This is a genomic window from Comamonas sp. Y33R10-2, assembly GCF_019355935.1.
In the GTDB taxonomy this organism is placed as follows: domain Bacteria; phylum Pseudomonadota; class Gammaproteobacteria; order Burkholderiales; family Burkholderiaceae_C; genus Comamonas.
The window spans coordinates 205415-222710 of record NZ_CP079925.1 but is presented as its reverse complement, the minus strand read 5'-3'; the positions used below and the strand labels follow the sequence as shown (position 1 = coordinate 222710).

The 17296-nt window shown below is 53.9% G+C and carries 16 protein-coding genes; 5 read left to right on the top strand and 11 right to left on the bottom strand.

Features of this window, described 5'->3' with window-relative positions; translation table 11 throughout:
• Nucleotides 1–17: 17 nt before the first annotated feature.
• The 5 genes from pilQ to KUF54_RS00875 are packed head-to-tail and all read right to left on the bottom strand — an operon-like array spanning nucleotide 18 to nucleotide 5047.
• On the bottom strand, nucleotides 18–2141 hold the full coding sequence (gene pilQ, locus KUF54_RS00895; RefSeq protein WP_219344398.1) for a type IV pilus secretin PilQ: 2124 nt from the start codon (nucleotides 2139–2141) through the stop codon (nucleotides 18–20).
• Nucleotides 2138–2689 (bottom strand): pilus assembly protein PilP, encoded by a 552-nt coding sequence (locus KUF54_RS00890; protein ID WP_219344396.1) that lies wholly within the window; start codon nucleotides 2687–2689, stop codon nucleotides 2138–2140. The genes pilQ and KUF54_RS00890 overlap by 4 nt, the downstream gene beginning before the upstream one ends.
• The gene (locus tag KUF54_RS00885) at nucleotides 2686–3360 is read right to left on the bottom strand and encodes a type 4a pilus biogenesis protein PilO (RefSeq protein ID WP_219344395.1); all 675 of its coding nucleotides are present in this window, start codon (nucleotides 3358–3360) and stop codon (nucleotides 2686–2688) included. Before KUF54_RS00885 ends, KUF54_RS00890 begins: the two co-directional genes overlap by 4 nt.
• Nucleotides 3360–3971 (bottom strand): PilN domain-containing protein, encoded by a 612-nt coding sequence (locus KUF54_RS00880; RefSeq protein ID WP_219344393.1) that lies wholly within the window; start codon nucleotides 3969–3971, stop codon nucleotides 3360–3362. The genes KUF54_RS00885 and KUF54_RS00880 overlap by 1 nt, the downstream gene beginning before the upstream one ends.
• Nucleotides 3968–5047 (bottom strand): pilus assembly protein PilM, encoded by a 1080-nt coding sequence (locus KUF54_RS00875; RefSeq protein WP_219344391.1) that lies wholly within the window; start codon nucleotides 5045–5047, stop codon nucleotides 3968–3970. The genes KUF54_RS00880 and KUF54_RS00875 overlap by 4 nt, the downstream gene beginning before the upstream one ends.
• Before the next feature lie 352 nt (nucleotides 5048–5399).
• Between KUF54_RS00875 and KUF54_RS00870 the strand changes: the two genes are divergently transcribed.
• Entirely contained in the window at nucleotides 5400–7730 is a 2331-nt protein-coding gene (locus KUF54_RS00870; protein ID WP_219344389.1) for a penicillin-binding protein 1A, read from the top strand.
• Between the two features lie 56 nt (nucleotides 7731–7786).
• Here KUF54_RS00870 and cyaY read toward each other — a convergent pair whose 3' ends face one another.
• Nucleotides 7787–8128, bottom strand: a complete 342-nt coding sequence (cyaY, locus tag KUF54_RS00865; protein WP_219344387.1) for an iron donor protein CyaY — start codon at nucleotides 8126–8128, stop codon at nucleotides 7787–7789.
• 12 nt (nucleotides 8129–8140) lie between these two features.
• Between cyaY and KUF54_RS00860 the strand changes: the two genes are divergently transcribed.
• Together KUF54_RS00860 and KUF54_RS00855 are read left to right on the top strand one after the other, a co-directional pair.
• The gene (locus tag KUF54_RS00860; protein ID WP_219344385.1) at nucleotides 8141–8404 is read left to right on the top strand and encodes a lipoprotein; all 264 of its coding nucleotides are present in this window, start codon (nucleotides 8141–8143) and stop codon (nucleotides 8402–8404) included.
• A gap of 73 nt (nucleotides 8405–8477) precedes the next feature.
• On the top strand, nucleotides 8478–9302 hold the full coding sequence (locus tag KUF54_RS00855; protein ID WP_219344383.1) for an MBL fold metallo-hydrolase: 825 nt from the start codon (nucleotides 8478–8480) through the stop codon (nucleotides 9300–9302).
• A gap of 3 nt (nucleotides 9303–9305) precedes the next feature.
• Here the strand turns inward: KUF54_RS00855 and KUF54_RS00850 are convergent, their stop codons facing one another.
• The 5 genes from KUF54_RS00850 to KUF54_RS00830 form a co-directional block, all read right to left on the bottom strand.
• The gene (locus KUF54_RS00850; protein WP_219344381.1) at nucleotides 9306–9902 is read right to left on the bottom strand and encodes a sulfite oxidase heme-binding subunit YedZ; all 597 of its coding nucleotides are present in this window, start codon (nucleotides 9900–9902) and stop codon (nucleotides 9306–9308) included.
• Nucleotides 9902–10897, bottom strand: coding sequence for a protein-methionine-sulfoxide reductase catalytic subunit MsrP (gene msrP / locus KUF54_RS00845; protein ID WP_219344378.1), 996 nt, complete (start codon nucleotides 10895–10897; stop codon nucleotides 9902–9904). The genes KUF54_RS00850 and msrP overlap by 1 nt, the downstream gene beginning before the upstream one ends.
• Before the next feature lie 198 nt (nucleotides 10898–11095).
• The gene (gene ccsB / locus KUF54_RS00840; protein WP_219344376.1) at nucleotides 11096–12430 is read right to left on the bottom strand and encodes a c-type cytochrome biogenesis protein CcsB; all 1335 of its coding nucleotides are present in this window, start codon (nucleotides 12428–12430) and stop codon (nucleotides 11096–11098) included.
• On the bottom strand, nucleotides 12427–14625 hold the full coding sequence (locus KUF54_RS00835) for a cytochrome c biogenesis protein ResB (RefSeq protein WP_219344374.1): 2199 nt from the start codon (nucleotides 14623–14625) through the stop codon (nucleotides 12427–12429). Before KUF54_RS00835 ends, ccsB begins: the two co-directional genes overlap by 4 nt.
• Nucleotides 14626–14746: 121 nt before the next feature.
• The gene (locus KUF54_RS00830; protein WP_219344372.1) at nucleotides 14747–15370 is read right to left on the bottom strand and encodes a cytochrome c; all 624 of its coding nucleotides are present in this window, start codon (nucleotides 15368–15370) and stop codon (nucleotides 14747–14749) included.
• A 77-nt stretch (nucleotides 15371–15447) separates the two neighbouring features.
• Here KUF54_RS00830 and yihA point away from each other — a divergent pair, with 77 nt between their 5' ends.
• Complete coding sequence (gene yihA, locus KUF54_RS00825) at nucleotides 15448–16191, top strand: ribosome biogenesis GTP-binding protein YihA/YsxC (RefSeq protein WP_255576207.1); 744 nt, start codon at nucleotides 15448–15450, stop codon at nucleotides 16189–16191.
• Nucleotides 16192–16235: 44 nt separating this feature from the next.
• Nucleotides 16236–17141 carry an alpha/beta fold hydrolase gene (locus KUF54_RS00820; RefSeq protein WP_219344370.1) on the top strand — a complete coding sequence of 302 codons (906 nt, stop codon included), beginning with the start codon at nucleotides 16236–16238 and terminating at the stop codon, nucleotides 17139–17141.
• Nucleotides 17142–17296: the final 155 nt, after the last annotated feature.

Below are 17296 nucleotides of genomic sequence, written 5' to 3'. Positions count from 1 at the left end.
AGATACCGGAGTACCTGTTACTTACTAGTATTTCGCGCCTGACTCAGCATCTTGGGCGTAATAAATATCAGCATTTCACGTTTTTGTGATGCCTTAGCACTATTGCGAAACAAATGCCCCAAAACAGGTATATCACCCAACAAGGGTACTTTGTTAACCTGATTCGTTTCTTCCATTTCAAAAATACCACCGATCACAACCGTGCCACCATTTTCAACCAGCACCTGTGTTTTGATGTGCTTGGTATCAATAGCAACGCCTTGGGTTGTTGTCTCGCCTCGACTATCCTTGTTCACATCCAAGTCCAGAATGATGTCACCTTCAGGAGTAATCTGGGGTGTCACCTCTAACTTAAGAACCGCCTTCTTAAAGGAAATCGTGGTCGCGCCGTTGGGAGCAGTAACTGAATAAGGGTACTCCGTACCTTGTTCGATTAAGGCCTTGTTTTGATCTGCTGTAACCAAACGAGGATTAGAGATGATCTTGCCATCACCTTCAGCCTCAAGTGCAGACAATTCCAAAGACAAAAAGCGGGTCAATGAACTATTGAACACTGAAAAAGCAACTTGACCCGCCGCTGCGCCGCTGATTGCGCTCGCAGGTAAATTCACAAAATTCGAGTTTGATATAGCGCTAGTGCTAGTTGATGTAAGAGCTGCACCAGGAACTGAGCCCTGGTTAGTTCCGAAAGCACGGTTGCTGCCAATTGCTCCACCACCAAATTTCACACCCAAATTACGACCAAAAGTATCGCGTGCTTCAACGATTCTGGCCTCAATCATGACTTGGCGTACAGGCACATCTAGCGTTGCCAGCAAAGCTTTCATTTCATCGAGCTTGGTTGGCGTATCTGTCACAAACAATTGGTTGGTACGGGGCTCAGAAATAGCAGAGCCACGTGCAGACAGAAAACGAGCACTAGTTGCTGTGCCAGTACCACCGCCACCGCCAGTAGAGGTTGTGATCTGCGTCAAAATATCAGCCGCCTTGGCATAGTTCAGTTGGAAACCCTGAGTACGCAGAGGCTCCAGCTTCTGAATTTCCATCGCTGCTTCATAGTCGCGCTTGGTACGCGCATCAATTTCATCCTTGGGTGCAATCCAGAGCACGGAGCCTGACTTGCGCATGCCCAGACCCTTTGCATCCATGATGATTTGTAGCGCTTGATCCCAAGGTACATCCTTCAGACGCAGCGTCAGAGCACCTGTCACCGTATCCGAAGTCACGATATTGAAATTGGTGAAGTCGGCAATCACCTGCAGCAGCGAACGCACTTCGATATTTTGGAAGTTCAGCGACAGTTTTTCACCGCTATATCCAGGGCCTTGCGTCAGTTTGCTGGTGTCCACTTTTTTCTGGCGAACTTCCAAAACAAACTGGTTATCGCTTTGATAAGCGCTGTGCTCCCAATCCCCGATAGGATCAATGCGCATACGCACACGGTCACCTTGTTGAGTGGTCGAGATGGCTTGAACTGGAGTACCAAAATCAGCAACATCCAATTTTTTGCGCAGATTTTCTGGAAGGTCCGAGCGCAGAAAATCAACGGTCAAGCCCTTGCCTTCTTGGCGCAGGTCAACCCCGACCTGACTGCTTCCCAAGCTCACAATGACCCGGCCTGAGCCATCATTGCCACGGCGGAAATCAACGCCTTTGATTGATGCAGCATCAGTAGATGCCGATTTACTCTCAAAGACAGGAGCTACCGCAGCAGGAGTTCCCGCCACCGTTGCAGCGGCACCTGCGGGGTCCAGCATAATCAACAAAGACTTGCCTTGGCGCTGCAAGCGATAAGTCGTAGCAGCCTTGAGATTGAGCACCAGCCGTGAACGACCAGAGGCCTCAACAAGGTTAGCCGAGCGCAAATTACCTTGATTAAATTCAACTAAAGATTTTCCTGAGGCATTCGTCACACCGGGAAAATCAAGGGCAATCCGTGCAGGTGACTGCACTACGAACCCGGTCGGATCTGCTGCCAACGGCTCAGATAATTCGACACGAATCACTTCGGAGCCAGACTGAACAGCCCCTGTGACAGCCTCAATACGAGCTTGTGCCCAAGCTGCAGAGGAAAGCAAAAGACTGCCCAAAGTCAGTCCCCAACGGGCCTTCGCCAAAGTCCTGCGATTACTACCCATCATTTGCTAACCTCCTGCAACTCTAAAGTGCTTGTTCTCTCAATCCAGTCACCACCACCATCTTGAACAATTTCTCGTAACACGATGGAGTTTTCGGTGATCTTCGTAATTTTTCCGTAGTTCTGCCCCAGGTAGTTGCCAACACGTACCTGATAAAGCAAAGCACCCACTTTGACCAAGGCCGTCGGCTCGCTCTTTTTATCCAAACTGCCCACCATGCTCATAGCATCCAGCGGTTCAGATTCAAGAGGCTCCTTGCGCCGATTCAATTCAGGTGTCAGCAAAGCAGTACTGATATTGGACTGCGCAGACTCCTTACGCAGCACTTGAATCAGCTTGAGTGGGTTGAATGGATCCATCCCTTCAGCCCCGGTGTACACCTGGGGTTTAAAGGGCTTGGGCTCCTCCAAGGGCTTCACAAAGGGCTTGGCATTGGCTCGCTCTTGAGCCATCCACTCACGCAATTGATCCTCATCAGATCCAGTACAGCCCATTAAGAGAGCACTGCCAACAAATGCCAGCAAAAGGGGATTCAACGAAAACTTGCTCATTTCTTCCCCTTGGCTGCATCGCGCTGAGCATTCACTTCATCTGCATCCAGATAGCGGAAGGTACGCGCTGTGGCGTCCATGGTCAGTACATCGCCATCCTTGCCTGCTGGAGCAATGGACAAATTGTTCAAAGTCACGATTCGAGACAGAAAAGCAATATCTGAAGCAAACGAGCCAATATCGTGATAACGACCAGTCACCTTCAGCGTAATAGGTAACTCAGCGTAGTATTCCTTGGCCACCATCGCACCTGGGCGGAAGACCTCAAACTGAAGGCTACGGCCTAAACCTGCTTGATTGATATCAGACAGCAAGGCCGCCATTTCTGCCTTGCTAGGCAGTTGCTTTTCCAGCTGGGTCACATACTGCTGCACCTGCTCGCGCTGCTTTTTCAAGCCTTCAAGACTCGCAGCCTTGAGCATTTTTTTCGTAAAGTCAGCGCGTAGAGTCACCTCTGTGGCACGCTCAGTTTCCAGCTCAGTTTCGTAGTCCTTGAGCATGACAAACCACAACACTGCCGCAACGGCAATGGCCACAACGGTATACAGCAATGCCTTGGGCAACGCCGGCCAAACGGATGGGTCATTGGGATCAAGATTGCGAAATTGCCGCTGAATTTTTTCTTGCAGCGCAGCAAAATCAATATCTGAAGACTTCTTCTTTTTAGCCATTACTGCGCCTTCACAGAGGGAGCTTCAGCGGTCAGACTTTTCTCTGCATCGCTCGCTCTTGCCAGGTTGAAGCGCAATGTGAATGCAGCTGCTCGGCGCTTATCCTTTGCAGTCACATCAACAGTTTTGGCCACAATTTCCATCAACTCAGGCTTGGAGAACCATGCCGTACCTTCGGTCAAATTGCGCAGCATCTCAGAGATACGCTCGTTCGATTGAGCAGTGCCCTGCATAGTCACCAGCAAGCCTTCTTGCTTGATGCTGCTGATGTAGACCCCATCTGGCAATTGCTTGACCAGCTCATTGAGCATGTGCACTGGCAAGTTGCGGTCAGACTGCAAATCTTCTACGGCCTTTTGACGAGCACGCAACGCTGCGATTTCGCTCTCTAGGCCATCAATTTCCTTGATCTGGGTTTCCAGCACTTTGATTTCGGAGCGCAGCAGATTATTTTTATTCTGCTGGCCTTCAATCATGATCTGAAAGTACCAATAGATCAGACCAGCGATAAGCAGGCCAGCAATCGCAGCCATCACCATATTGACCTGGAACGCTTCTTTGCGGCGCTTCTTAGCGGCCTCTCGGTGCGGTAAAAGGTTAATCCGTATCACTCTTGAAACCTCCGCATGGCCAGACCACAAGAGGTCAAATAAGACGGAGCCTCGCGCGCCATTTTTTTCAATCGAATGCTGCTACCAATCTCCATTCCGTCAAACGGATTGGCAAGACTGCAAGCGCACCCAGTCTGCTGGCTCACAGCGTCAGCCAAACCCGGCAAAGAGGCCGAGCCGCCTGCCAACAACACATGATCTACCCGGTTGTAAGGCGTACTGGTAAAGAAGAATTGCAGTGCGCGAGCGACTTCTTGCGTCAGGCTTTGCACAAAGGGTTTGAGCACGCCGGTTGTGTAGTCTTCAGGCAGTTCACCACTGCGCTTTTTAGCCTCAGCTTCTTCAGGAGAGAAGCCGTATTGGCGCGCGATCAGCTGTGTCAGCTGTGCTCCGCCAAAAGCCTGATCGCGCTCATACAACACTTCGCCGTTGCGCAGCACCTGCATGCTGGTGGTCATAGCGCCCACTTCGAACAGCGCAACCACCGCATCTTGACCTGCATTGCTCAACCGCGAAACCAAGCGAGTAGCCGCCATTCGGGCTGCATAGGGCTCAATATCAATCACGATTGGCTTTAAGCCTGCAGCTTCTGCCAAGCCTTGGCGGTCTTGAACTTTTTCTTTGCGCGACGCTGCGATCAACACATCTACATCACCTGAAGAAACAGATGATGGGCCAATGACGCAAAAATCCAAGCTCACCTCATCCAGGGAAAACGGAATGTACTGATTGGCCTCAGACTCGACCTGAACTTCCATTTCCAACTCAGATAAACCAGCAGGTAAAGTGATTTTTTTGGTGATAACGGCAGCTGCAGGCAAAGCCATGGCTACGTTTTTGGTCCGCGTGCCGCTTTTCTTGACCAAACGACGAACAGCCTCGGCGACTTCGTCAAATTTTTCAATGTTGCCATCGCTAATCCAGCCTTTTTCAAGAGGCTCAATCGCGCAACGCTCCAACTGCCATTCACCTGACTTGCTTTTAGTCAGCTCAACCAACTTCACGCTGGAGGAGCTCACATCAATGCCAAGCAAAGGTGCAGGCTGACGGCTGAATAAAGAACTCAGAGCAATCAACGTGCCCCCCTAGATTGTAAAAATGGAAACAAAAACCAGCAATATGTGGGAATCCTAGCAGCAAGCTATAGCAACCTATGCTTTGCTGTAGCCATAAAGCGCCCTATTCGTGGCCAAAAAAATACAGTGTAGTCAGATATCGACTACAAACACAGCAACTGCTATTCAAACAACAGCGCCTCGTCAGTGCTTTAGGATTGACCCAACGCGTGATGTGCTCTTCGTCACAACAATGATTTCTCAAAGGGAATTCCTATAATTCCCCACCCTTTGCTCATACTGCGAAATGCCGTCATCAGAACATTCTGCTCATCAGGCCCCTGCACCTGGCTCTAAAGCACCTAAAAAACGCTTGCATTGGTTACCCCGTTCTATCTTCTGGCTCATAGGGCTTGCAGTTGCGGGCGCTCTTGGGGTTTTGTTGGCTGTCGCAGTGGCGCTCGCCATGGCCTACCCCAACCTGCCGGATGTCTCTGAATTGGCCGACTACCGGCCCAAGCTCCCACTACGCGTCTACTCCAGCGAGGGTGCTTTATTAGGTGAATTTGGAGAAGAACGCCGCACACTGACCCCCATCAGCGAAATCCCCAAGGTCATGACCGATGCAGTACTGGCTATTGAGGACACACGCTTTTTTGAGCATGGCGGCGTCGACTACAAGGGCATGCTGCGCGCTGCACTGGCCAACCTAGGCAAGGTCAAAAGCCAAGGTGCTTCAACCATCACCATGCAGGTGGCCCGTAATGTATACCTCTCGTCTGAGAAAACCTACACCCGTAAGATCTATGAGATTTTGCTCACCTTCAAGCTGGAGCATCTGCTGAGCAAAGAGCAAATTCTTGAGATCTACATGAACCAGATCTTTTTAGGCAACCGCGCCTACGGATTTGCGGCGGCCAGCGAAACGTATTTTGGCCACCCGCTAAAGGACATCACGGTGGCAGAAGCTGCCATGCTGGCCGGTTTGCCCAAAGCCCCATCGGCATACAACCCCATCAGCAACCCTAAGCGTGCACGCAGCCGCCAGCTCTACATCATTGAGCGCATGGAGGAGAACGGCTTCATCACCAGCGAGCAAGCCAAGCAAGCCAAAGAAGAACCCCTCAAGCTTCGCAACTCTTCAAGTTCTACGCGTGTACATGCTGAATATGTTGCAGAAATGGCTCGTCAGCTCATATTTGCACAGTACGGCAACGATGCCTACACACGCGGCCTGAATGTTTACACCACGCTCAATGCCGGCGAACAAGAAGCTGCGTACAAGGCCTTGCGCGAAGGCATCATGAGCTACGAGCGGCGCCAAAAATACCGCGGTCCCGAGAAATTCATCACTCTGCCTAGCGACACGCAAGAGCGTGAAGAAGCAATCGACGATGCTCTCGCCAACCACCCCGACAACGGCGATGTGGTTGCAGCCGTGGTACTTGAGGCCTCTGCTAGAAAACTCATTGCAGCACGAGCTGATGGCGCGCAAATTGAAATCACCGGTGACAACCTCAAGCCCGCCGAGTCGGGACTCAGCGCCAAAGCACCGCCAAACACCAAGATTCGCCCCGGAGCTGTAATCCGCGCCATCAAAACCGCGAAGGGTGCTTGGGAAATTACTCAGTTACCTGAAGTCGAGGGCGCATTTGTGGCGATGTCCACACACACAGGCGCTATCCGCGCTCTGGTGGGCGGTTTTGATTTTGAAAAAAACAAGTTCAACCACGTGACTCAGGCTTGGCGCCAGCCGGGCTCTAGCTTCAAGCCCATCATCTACTCGGCAGCGCTGGAGCATGGCTTCTCACCCGCCACCATGATTAACGATGCGCCGATCTTCTTCAGCGCAGCTACCACCGGCGGTCAGCCTTGGGAGCCCAAAAACTACGACGGCACTTATGCCGGCCCCATGACCATGCGCACGGGCTTAAATAAGTCCAAGAACATGATCTCCATCCGCCTGTTGCAAGCCATTGGCCCCAAGACCGGGCAGGAATGGGCCACGCGTTTTGGCTTTGAGGCCGCTAAACACCCCGCCTACCTAACCATGGCACTCGGCGCGGGCTCGGTCACTCCGCTGCAAATGGCTGGCGCCTACTCGGTCTTCGCCAATGGCGGCCACCAAGTCAATCCGTGGCTGATTGCCCGAGTAACTGATTACAAAGGCCGAGTGGTGTCTGAGTTCACACCTCCTGCAGTGAGCAGCCTGCCTCAAGCAATCCCTGAGCGCAACGCCTTCCTCACAGGCACCTTGCTCAACGATGTTGCACGAGTCGGCACCGCGGCCAAAGCACAAGCCACGCTCAAGCGATCTGACCTGTATGGCAAAACCGGCACTACCAATGATTCAGTGGATGCTTGGTTTGCCGGTTACCAGCCCAGCATCGCTGCCATCTCATGGATTGGTTACGACACACCACGCAATCTGGGCTCACGTGAAACCGGCGGCGGCCTGAGCCTGCCCATCTGGATCAGCTTTATGCAACACGCCCTCAAGGGCGTGCCTGTGGCTGAAGTGCAGACGCCACCCGGTGTCGTCAACATGGGAGGCGATTGGTTCTACGAAGAAAATGCCCGCAGCGGCGGTGTCTCCAGCCTAGGTATGGAAAGTCTCCCCGCCTCATCGAATGCAGACCCAGGCGGCACCCCAGCTCCTGCTGCAGAAGAGCGCAGCCAAATTCTGGATCTTTTCAGAAATTAAACGCAAAAAGCCTGTCTCGATGAGACAGGCTTTTTTATTTCAGCCGCTGATTCTTGTTAGGTCAACGCTTTGAAATCCAAGGCCATCGCCGATTGCTCGCTCGCATATTGCGTCAAGTTCGCAAAAAACTCGCCGGCACCCTTGGTGTCCATCCACACTTTTTTCTCTTCGTCAAAGCGATAGTGAAAACCGCCCGCTTTAGCTGCCAGCCAGATTTCATGCAGGGGCTTTTGCTGGTTGATCACAATCTGACTGCGGTTTTCAAAAACCAGAGTCACCAAGCCGCCTACGCGCTGCGCATCAAGGTCAGCATCGGTTTCATCGTTGATGCGGTCACAGCATTGCTCCACGGCCATCAGTAGTTGGTCAGCGCGGTCCAGATATTCAAGGTCAGTCATTACAATTTGCCCATGTTGAAAGCCACCCAAATTCTAGTCAGGAGCATTGCCCTTGCAGCTTGTGCGGCGTCCCTCGCCTCACTTTCTGCTTGTGGACAACAAGGCCCCCTCTTTTTGCCAACCGACGCAGCCGCCCAAGGCCGTGCCACTTTGCCTGAAGCATTAGGCATTCCTAAGCCTAAAACATCCGGCACAGCAACACCCTTGATTGAAACTGCCCCCTTAATCAGTACAGAAAACTCCGAAAGCTCCGAAGAGAGCGATGACAAGCCCTGAGGCTTGATAAACATCAACACCGGCTCCAGAGTTCAACCTTAGAGTAAGGCATCTTGTCCTTTGACAAATTGCCATGCCCATAGAGCTTTACCGCGACAAAACCCATGCCTGCCTGATGTTCTGCGACCTCATCGAAGAGGACGGTCAGGCTATTCAGGCCAATCAGTTCCTAATCGTAGATAACGGCACCGGCGCCATCATCGACCCCGGTGGCAATCTCGCGTTCAACGAATTGTTTATGGGCATGTCCCGTTACTTTCCGCCGCAAAAGCTGGCTTATGTGATTGCATCACATGCAGACCCAGACATCATCGCCTCGCTCGATCGCTGGATGACCAGCACTCGCGCACAACTGGTTATCTCGCGTATATGGGAACGTTTTGCACCCCACTTCACCAAAGTGGGCAAGACGGAAAACCGCGTCATCGGCGTGCCGGACGGCGGTGGCCGTCTGCCGCTGGGCAAAAGCGAGCTGGTTTTACTGCCTGCTCACTTTTTGCATGCAGAAGGCAACTTTCACTTCTACGACCCCATCAGCAAAATTCTGTTTACGGGCGACTTGGGTGTATCGCTCACCACCGGTGCTGAAGCGCAAACGCCAATAACCGATCTCGTACCCCATATCGCACGCATGGAAGGCTTTCACCGCCGCTACATGGTCTCGAACAAGATTTTGCGGCTGTGGGTACAGATGGCGCGACAGCTGCCCATCAGCATGATCGTTCCCCAACATGGCGCACCCATTAAGGGACAAAAGGCGATCACCGACTTGCTCAACTGGCTCGAAGGCCTGCAATGCGGCATTGATCTCTTCGATCAACGCGCCTATCAGTTGCCCAGTTCAGAGATTGATCCTGTCTCACGACAAACACGGCCAGCACTGCACGCTGTCGCCTGATAATCATTTTTTGATAGCACGCACTGCACGCCAGGTAAGCAGCAGGCCAAGAATCATTGCATATACAGCCACTTCGGCGAAATTATTCTTGCCTGCACGCATCCAAAAGAAATGCAGCAGCGCCAAGCCAGCTGCGGCATAAATCGTACGGTGCAGCCACTGCCAGCGCTTGCCGCCTAATGCCTTGAGCATGAACTTGGGCGAAGTCGCAGCTAGCGCCAGCAACACCAACCAAGTGGTGAAGCCGACCAAGATAAACGGGCGCTTGGGAATATCAGCCACGATGTCGCCCCATTGCAGCCCCATGTCAAACCAAGCGTAGCAAAGCAGGTGCAGGCAGGCGTAAAAGAAAACGTACAGGCCGAGCATGCGCCGGTAACGCACCAGTGGATTCCAGCCTGTGATCTGGCGCAGCGGCGTCACGGCCAACACGATGCAAAGAAAGCGCAGCGTCCAGTCGCCCGTGCTGCGCAGCAAAGCCTCCGCAGGGTTGGCGCCCAGCCCATCGGTAAAGGCCGCGTAGAAAAGCCATGCAAAGGGCAGCAAGCACAGCGTAAAGACCAGTGGTTTGGCCCAAGGTTTTAGCAGCCAAGCCTGCATCAGTAGAACTTCTTCAAGTCCATACCCGCATACAGCGATGCGACTTGATCTCCGTAACCGTTGAACATCAGTGTTTTGCGCTTTTTAGCGAATAGTCCGCCTTCACCAATGCGGCGCTCGGTAGCTTGGCTCCAGCGGGGGTGATCGACTTCGGGGTTTACGTTGGAATAAAAACCGTATTCATTGCGCGCTGCCTTGTTCCAAGCCGTGCCGGGCTCTTTATCCGTCAGGCGAATCGCGACTATGGACTTAGCGCTTTTGAAGCCATATTTCCACGGCACGACCAGTCGCACCGGCGCTCCATTTTGGTTGGGCATCACTTCGCCATACATGCCAAACGCCAGCAGCGTCAGCGGGTGCATGGCTTCATCCAGTCGCAAGCCTTCGGTGTAGGGCCAGTCCAGCACGCCGCTTTTGAGGCCGGGCATCTGAGCCTTATCAGCCAGGGTGACAAACTCCACATACTTGGCGCTAGAAAGCGGCTGCACTTTTTTAAGCAACTCAGACAGCGAGTAGCCAACCCACGGAATGACCATGGACCAGCCTTCTACGCAGCGCAGGCGGTAAATGCGCTCTTCTTGCGCGCTGAGTTTGAGCAGGCTGTCGATATCCAGCGTCTGCGGCTTTTGCACCAGACCTTCGATGCGCACTGTCCACGGCCGGGTCTTGAGCGTACCAGCGTTGCGGGCTGGCTCGCCTTTATCCAGCCCAAACTCGTAGTAGTTGTTGTAGCTCGTCGAGTCTTGGTAGCTGGTAAGCGCCTCCACCGTCATCGCGCCCGGCACTTTGCTGGGCAAGCCTTTTAATGCCGCAAGATGCGTCCGATCAGCCGCCGCTGCCAGTGCATCGCGACCAGCCCAGCTAGCCAATCCTGCGCCTGCAGCTCCTGCTGCCAAGGTCTGCATAAAGCTTCGCCGCTGCAGGTATTGCGCCTGCGAAGTGATTTCGCTGCTCAGTGAATGATCAAAACCTTGGTCATTGGTGCGTATCAGCATGAATTGCTCCTAGGTGCTCACGACAGAGTATCTAGGAGTTGAGAGCAGCGCCAGTCAGCAAAGTTCCTCGCCACAATTTTCATCAAAAAAGGAGCTACCAGTCCACGCTGTCTATTGATTCACAGACCTAAAGGCTTTGAAATCAATAAATTACTTGGACAGGTAGCTCCTATTTTAGATAGCACTTAAGTATGGAGCTTACAACTCACCGTAGCTGTGCAGACCGGACAAGAACATGTTCACCCCCAAGAAGGCGAAAGTGGTAATTGCCAAGCCTACCAGCGCCCACCAAGAAGAAATGGTGCCGCGCAGACCCTTCATCAGGCGCATGTGCATCCAAGCGGCGTAGTTAAGCCAGACAATCAGCGCCCAGGTTTCCTTGGGGTCCCAACTCCAGTAGCCGCCCCATGCTTCAGCCGCCCACAAGGCGCCCAGCACGGTGGCGATGGTGAAGAAGGCAAAGCCAACAGCAATGGCCTTGTACATCAAATCGTCCAAAATTTCGAACGAGGGCAGGCGTGCGGCGATACGTTTGCGGGCCAGCAAAATGCCCGCAACAATCAATGCGGAGATGCCGAAGTACACCATCCAGTAGCTGCCGCCGTTTTCAGTCGCACCCTTGCGAAAGACGATGGGCTCAAAGCACAGCACCACGCCCAGCAACCACAAGGGGGCCAGCTTGTACCACTTGGTCTCCGTCGCTTGCTGCTTGATGAGGTAGGCAAACGCCACCATGGCCGACAGCGCAAACGTGCCGTAGCCAATGAAGTTCGCTGGCACATGCAACTTCATCCACCAGCTTTTAAGAGCGGGCACCAGCGGCTGAATTTCATGCGCTTGGCGCACCAGCGTGTACCACAGCAAAAAGCCCACCGCCGCGCTCACAATTAGCATCACAAAACCACCCAAAGCGCGGGTGTCGTAATGCTGCTCGTAATACAGATAAAACAGCGCCGTCATCCAGCAAAACATGACGAACACTTCGTACAAGTTGCTGACCGGGATATGGCCAATATCTGGGCCCAGCAAATAACTCTCGTACCAGCGCACCATGGTGCCGACCAGCGCCAAAACCACCGCCAGCCACGCCAAGCGCGATCCCAGCAGCGACATAACGGACTGCTCGCTTTTGGCGAACACACCCACCCAGTAAAAGATGGTGCTGATAAAGAACACCATGCTCATCCACAGGATGGCCGATTGGCTAGAAAGGAAGTATTTAAGACCAAAAACGGTTTCTGAGCGCGCCAGATCACCGCCATCCGCACCTTGATACAGACCCACCGCCAAAAGCGCAAAGCCCGCTACCGTAAGCATCAGCCCCGCCAGTGGCCGCCAGAACCAGCCCAGCCAAATCATGGAGGGAATCGTGCCCAGCAAGATGCCCTTCTCATACACATCCATATGGTCAGCGTAGCGCTGCAGTGCCCAGCCCAGCCCCACGGTAACGATGACCGCAAACAACCAGTCAAACCAGTTGCGGCGGGCAAAGTAGCCTTCGTTCAGTGTCAATGTCGCGGTTGCGGTGTTCATTCAGAACCTCCGGGTGTCTTTTTTTGTACGGGCGTGGCCCCGATGAGCTTGTCAGCCAGCATGGTGAATTCGCGGTCGCCATCCATGGTCTTGCGATTGGTGGAGAGGGCCATATTGGCATGACTTGCGCCCGTGGATGAGCTGGATGGTGTCAGCCAGATCCAGATACGGCGGTCACGCACATACAGCATGGCAAAAATTCCAATGATGAGGAACAAGCAGCCGAGGTAAACAATGTTTTTGCCCGGCGCACGCGCCACCTGAAATACGCTGGCCTGTACCTGCGTAAAATCTTTCATCATGAAGACCACAGGCGCAGGGTAAAACTGTGCATCGCTGAGTGAGAAGACAGACTGGGTCATAAAGGCCTGCGTCTTCTCATCGTTGGCCAAGGGCTGAAGGCCTGCTTGCTGGCGCACTTGCTGGGCCAACTCAAACAGCACACCGTTCAAAATGCGCACCAGCACCTCACCGGCGCGCTCTCGCTCAGCCTCGGGTACGTTGCTTTCCATGAAGCTGGAGATGGCTTGCAGGCCACCCATAGGCTTGCCGTCAGGAGCTGTGAGCTTGCTGTCTTGGCCGGCAAACAACTCCAATGCCTTCAAAGCAGACTGGGCCAACGGCTCAGCCAATTCAGGACGAGAGGCATCCACCGCCTTTTTTACATAGGCGCGGGCAGCTTTTTCAGCCAGCTCCTTGTTTTGCATAGCTTGGCGCAGATTGAGAAAGGTGTCCATCGCGCCTTCGGGATCGGCGGGCACGCGCAGGTAGCGCAGCTCTTCAGTGGGGTTCTCGCGCACGCCCAGCAAAAAGACGGGCTGACCGTCGCCCGTATCAACGGGCAGCATGTAATTTTGAAACTCACGCGCCTGACCCGAGGCATCGCGCAGCTTGTAGCCCACGCTAGGGCCAATATTGCGCAGGTCTTTTTTGTCAGTCGTTTTGTGGGCTGCACCCAAACGCGAATCAATGGCCTGCTTCAAGTCCACCTTGCGCACATCGGTGCCTCCACCGCTCTTGCCGCTATTGTTTTGCGAGCCAAAATTTTCAACGTTGATGGTGCGCAGCGCCGTGTACTCCAGCGTGACTTTGTCTTGCGAGCCTTCAGCGAGCTTGCGCTCGAAGTTAGTCGAGTTACCAATCACGCCCTCCACATCAAAAGGCTGCGAGATGCCATCCATTGGCACTGCATGCAGCTTGACGGTAGAGCCGCCGTCATCAAAGCTGCTTTGATAAATTTCTATGCCTTTGTAGCTGGCCGGGTGGTTCACTTCCACGCGCTTTTCCAGCTTTTCGCCTGTTGCGCGGTCGTGAATCACGATCTCGCTGGCAAACAGTTTAGGCATACCAGTGGAGTAGTACTCCACGATGAATTTTTTGAGTTCTACGAAAAATGGCAGCTCTTGCAGCAAGATGCCGTCCGATTGATTCAAGATAGCCGTACCCGACTGCGTACCTTCAGACACCATCAGGTTGCCGCGAAAGGTCGGGTTCTTGACGGACAGCCGGTGCTCAGCAGCCACATCCGAAATCATGCCGCCACCTGTGTAAGGGGTCTTGCCGCCCAATAGCATCTGGGCGCGCACAACCAAATCGCCATCAAACAGGCCACCTATACAGATCAGCACAATGGCAGAGTGCGCAGCGATATAGCCCAGCTTGTTGGCAGAGCCAGCTTTGGCTGCCAGCATCCAACCTGTGCCGGGGCCTGCAGCCGTATCACGCTGCTGCAGCTTTACCTTCCAGCCACCCGTCACCAATTGCTGGCCAATGCGCTTGGCCGCATCTTCGGTGCTGCCGGGTACATCAGCCTCGGCACGGTGACCAAAGGCTTTCAGGCTTTGCTCGCGGATGTTTTCTTTGTAGTTGCGGATGTCTGACAAATACTTGGGCGCATGGCGACTCACACACAGCGAGGTACTGATGACCAAAAACGCCAAAATCAACAAAAACCACCAGGCGCTGTAAACCGCGTTGAGCTTGAGCGCCAAAAACAGTTGCGCCCAGAAAGGGCCGAACTGGTTGATGTAATTCACCAGTGGCTCATGCTGCTTGAGCACCGTACCAATGACCGATGCGATGCAAATTACCGACAGCAGTGAAATCGCAAAACGCATGGAGCCCAGCAACTCCGTGGCTGCACGTACAGCCTGCTGGCGAGGGGGGTCACGATCGGGAAGTGGAAGGTCAGACATGAACGATTGAAGTAGCCGAACGCAAATCAGGCAGGGCCATCCGCTGAACTAGCCGACGGCCCTGCCTGACTTGGGGGGGTGCAAAGAGCCTGAAAGTTCCAAGCACCAGATGAAAGAGTTTTTAGCGCAAGCCAGCAATGTAGTCTGCCACGGCCTTAATCTCACGGTCATTGAGCTTGGCTGCGACCTGCGTCATCTGAATGCTATTAGTGCGCTTTCCATCACGGAAATCGGTCAGCGACTTCACGGTGTAATCCGCATGCTGACCCGACAGGCGCGGGTACTGAGCAGGAATGCCTGCACCGTTAGGACTGTGGCAGCCTGCGCAGGCAGCAATTTGACGCTCTTGAATGCCGCCGCGGAAAATACGCTCCCCCATGGCAAGCGTATCTTTATCTTTAGAGAATCCATTTTTAGGCGTCTGCGTGTGCAGCCACGCGGAGATATTTTTCATATCAACGTCGCTAAGCGACATGGCAAAGCCCTTCATAACTGGATCATTACGCTTACCGTCTTTAAACTCGCGTAATTGTTTGACCAGATACTCTGGGTGTTGCCCTGCTAGCTTTGGCTGCAGAGGAATGGTTGAATTGCCATCAGCAGCATGGCAAGAGGCGCAGACCGCCCCATAACTGGCTTGCCCTTTGGCAGCATCTGCTTTAACAGGTGTTTCTCCCGCGGAAAATGCAGGAAAGGCAGGTGCTGCGAAAATGACAGCAGTCAGCAAAGAGGCAAGCAACTTCATATCGAGGGGCTGGTTCTATTGTTGAGTGTGCGAATCGTCCAAATTCTACAATGGGCCTCCCCGAATTAGTTACCGTCATGACCCATGCTTCCCCGGATACCAATGCCGGAAATACACATTCTTTGATCGACAGCAAGCTTGCGATGGGCTGGATGCACACTGCGCGCTTCTTTACCACCGCCGCCCAGCTCAACCAGTTGCCTCCGGTCGACGTACCTGAGATTGCCTTTGTGGGCCGCTCCAACGCTGGCAAGTCCACCGCGATCAACACGCTGACTCAGCAAAAGCAACTGGCCTTCGCCTCCAAGAAGCCCGGCCGCACCCAGCACATCAACTTGTTCTCCCTGGGCAGACAAGGCGTGACGGATGCGATCTTGGCCGACTTGCCCGGCTACGGCTACGCCGCTGTGTCTCGCGACGACAAGCAACGCTGGCAGCGCGTGATGCTGAACTATTTGGTCAGCCGCGAAAGCCTGACAGCCATCGTGCTGCTGTGCGACCCGCGCTTGGGCCTGACCGAGCTGGACGAAGCCTTGCTCGAAGGTATCCGCCCCCGCGTGGAAGCCGGCCTGAAGTTTTTGATCGTGCTGACCAAGGCCGACAAGCTGACCCGCTCCGAGCAGGCCAAGATTCTCTCCATCACCAAACTTAACGCTGGTGGTGGTGAGGTGCGCCTGTTCTCTGCCCTTAAAAAGCAGGGCGTGGACGATGTGGCCAAGCTGCTTTGGGAGTGGTGCCACCCCGAGGGTCTGCCTGCTACTGCCCCTGCCGTCACGCAAGCGACTGACTCTGGCGCCCCCTCTGGTAAAAACCAAGGCTAGGCGCTGACCCTGCAAGCGCCTGAAGCTACATACAGGAGAGCTTCATGGTCACGACTTGCATGCACACACTGGCAACAGGCATCACGCTGGAGTGCCGCACCAGCGGCCAGCCAGGCAAGCCCCTTCTGCTGTTTTTACACGGCTTTCCAGAAGGGGCTTTTATTTGGGATGAGCTGTTGGAGCATTTTGGCGCCCACTACCGGTGCGTCGCGCCCAATCTGCGCGGCTATGGTCGCTCCAGCCAGCCCAATGCCATTAGCGACTACCGCGCCAAGTATCTGGTGGATGATCTGGCCGCCTTAATCGCACTTGAAAGCCCAGAAAAGCAAGCGGCCTGCGTCATTGCCCATGATTGGGGTGGCGCCCTAGCCTGGGGCTTTGCCAACCGCTTCCCTAAGCAGCTGCAGCGGCTTCTCATCCTCAATGCCCCGCATCCCGGCAGCTTTTTACGCGAACTACAGAAAAATCCTGCGCAGCAAGCGGCCAGCCAGTACATGCACTTTCTACGCAGGCCAGATGCCCCTGCTCTACTGGCAGAAAATCACTGGCAGCGCCTACTGGCCTTTTTTCAGAACCCGGACGGCAACCTGCCCGCATGGCTAACGCCGGCACGCCAGCAGCAATACCGCGATCACTGGAACTTGGGCATGCATGGCGCCTGCATGTACTACGCAGCCAGCCCCTTGGTGCCGCCGCACCCCAACAGCAGCGCTGACGACTTGCATGACGTTCGCGGCTTAAACCTGCCCGATGAAATGCTGCACATCCGCGTGCCTGTACATATTCTCTGGGGCGATAGTGATATCGCGCTGCAGCCAACCTTGCTCATGGGGCTTGAGCAATGGATTGCCCAATTAAAGGTGGAGCACCTCAAAGGCACAGGCCACTGGGTTGTGCATGAGCAACCCGAAGCCGTGCTGCGTGCACTCACCGCATTTCTAAAACAATAAAGCTCCTAAATTAGGAGCTTAATGTCTATATAAATCAATGGATATAGGCCATTTTAGAGCGGCTAACACAACTCAGAAAATCGAAGATTTGCGATTGAGACGAGGCGCGAAGCCGCAGGCAGTACAAGCGTACGACAAGGCGAAGCAACGACGTA

What these genes read in the sequence shown, in the direction of transcription:
- pilQ (WP_219344398.1), bottom strand. Translation starts at nt 2,141, where the DNA reads ATGATGGGTAGTAATCGCAGGACTTTGGCGAAGGCCCGTTGGGGACTG.
- KUF54_RS00890 (WP_219344396.1), bottom strand. Translation starts at nt 2,689, where the DNA reads ATGAGCAAGTTTTCGTTGAATCCCCTTTTGCTGGCATTTGTTGGCAGT.
- KUF54_RS00885 (WP_219344395.1), bottom strand. Translation starts at nt 3,360, where the DNA reads ATGGCTAAAAAGAAGAAGTCTTCAGATATTGATTTTGCTGCGCTGCAA.
- cyaY (WP_219344387.1), bottom strand. Translation starts at nt 8,128, where the DNA reads ATGACTGACCTTGAATATCTGGACCGCGCTGACCAACTACTGATGGCC.
- KUF54_RS00860 (WP_219344385.1), top strand. Translation starts at nt 8,141, where the DNA reads ATGTTGAAAGCCACCCAAATTCTAGTCAGGAGCATTGCCCTTGCAGCT.
- KUF54_RS00855 (WP_219344383.1), top strand. Translation starts at nt 8,478, where the DNA reads ATGCCCATAGAGCTTTACCGCGACAAAACCCATGCCTGCCTGATGTTC.
- KUF54_RS00850 (WP_219344381.1), bottom strand. Translation starts at nt 9,902, where the DNA reads ATGCAGGCTTGGCTGCTAAAACCTTGGGCCAAACCACTGGTCTTTACG.
- msrP (WP_219344378.1), bottom strand. Translation starts at nt 10,897, where the DNA reads ATGCTGATACGCACCAATGACCAAGGTTTTGATCATTCACTGAGCAGC.
- ccsB (WP_219344376.1), bottom strand. Translation starts at nt 12,430, where the DNA reads ATGAACACCGCAACCGCGACATTGACACTGAACGAAGGCTACTTTGCC.
- KUF54_RS00835 (WP_219344374.1), bottom strand. Translation starts at nt 14,625, where the DNA reads ATGTCTGACCTTCCACTTCCCGATCGTGACCCCCCTCGCCAGCAGGCT.
- KUF54_RS00830 (WP_219344372.1), bottom strand. Translation starts at nt 15,370, where the DNA reads ATGAAGTTGCTTGCCTCTTTGCTGACTGCTGTCATTTTCGCAGCACCT.
- yihA (WP_255576207.1), top strand. Translation starts at nt 15,448, where the DNA reads ATGACCCATGCTTCCCCGGATACCAATGCCGGAAATACACATTCTTTG.
- KUF54_RS00820 (WP_219344370.1), top strand. Translation starts at nt 16,236, where the DNA reads ATGGTCACGACTTGCATGCACACACTGGCAACAGGCATCACGCTGGAG.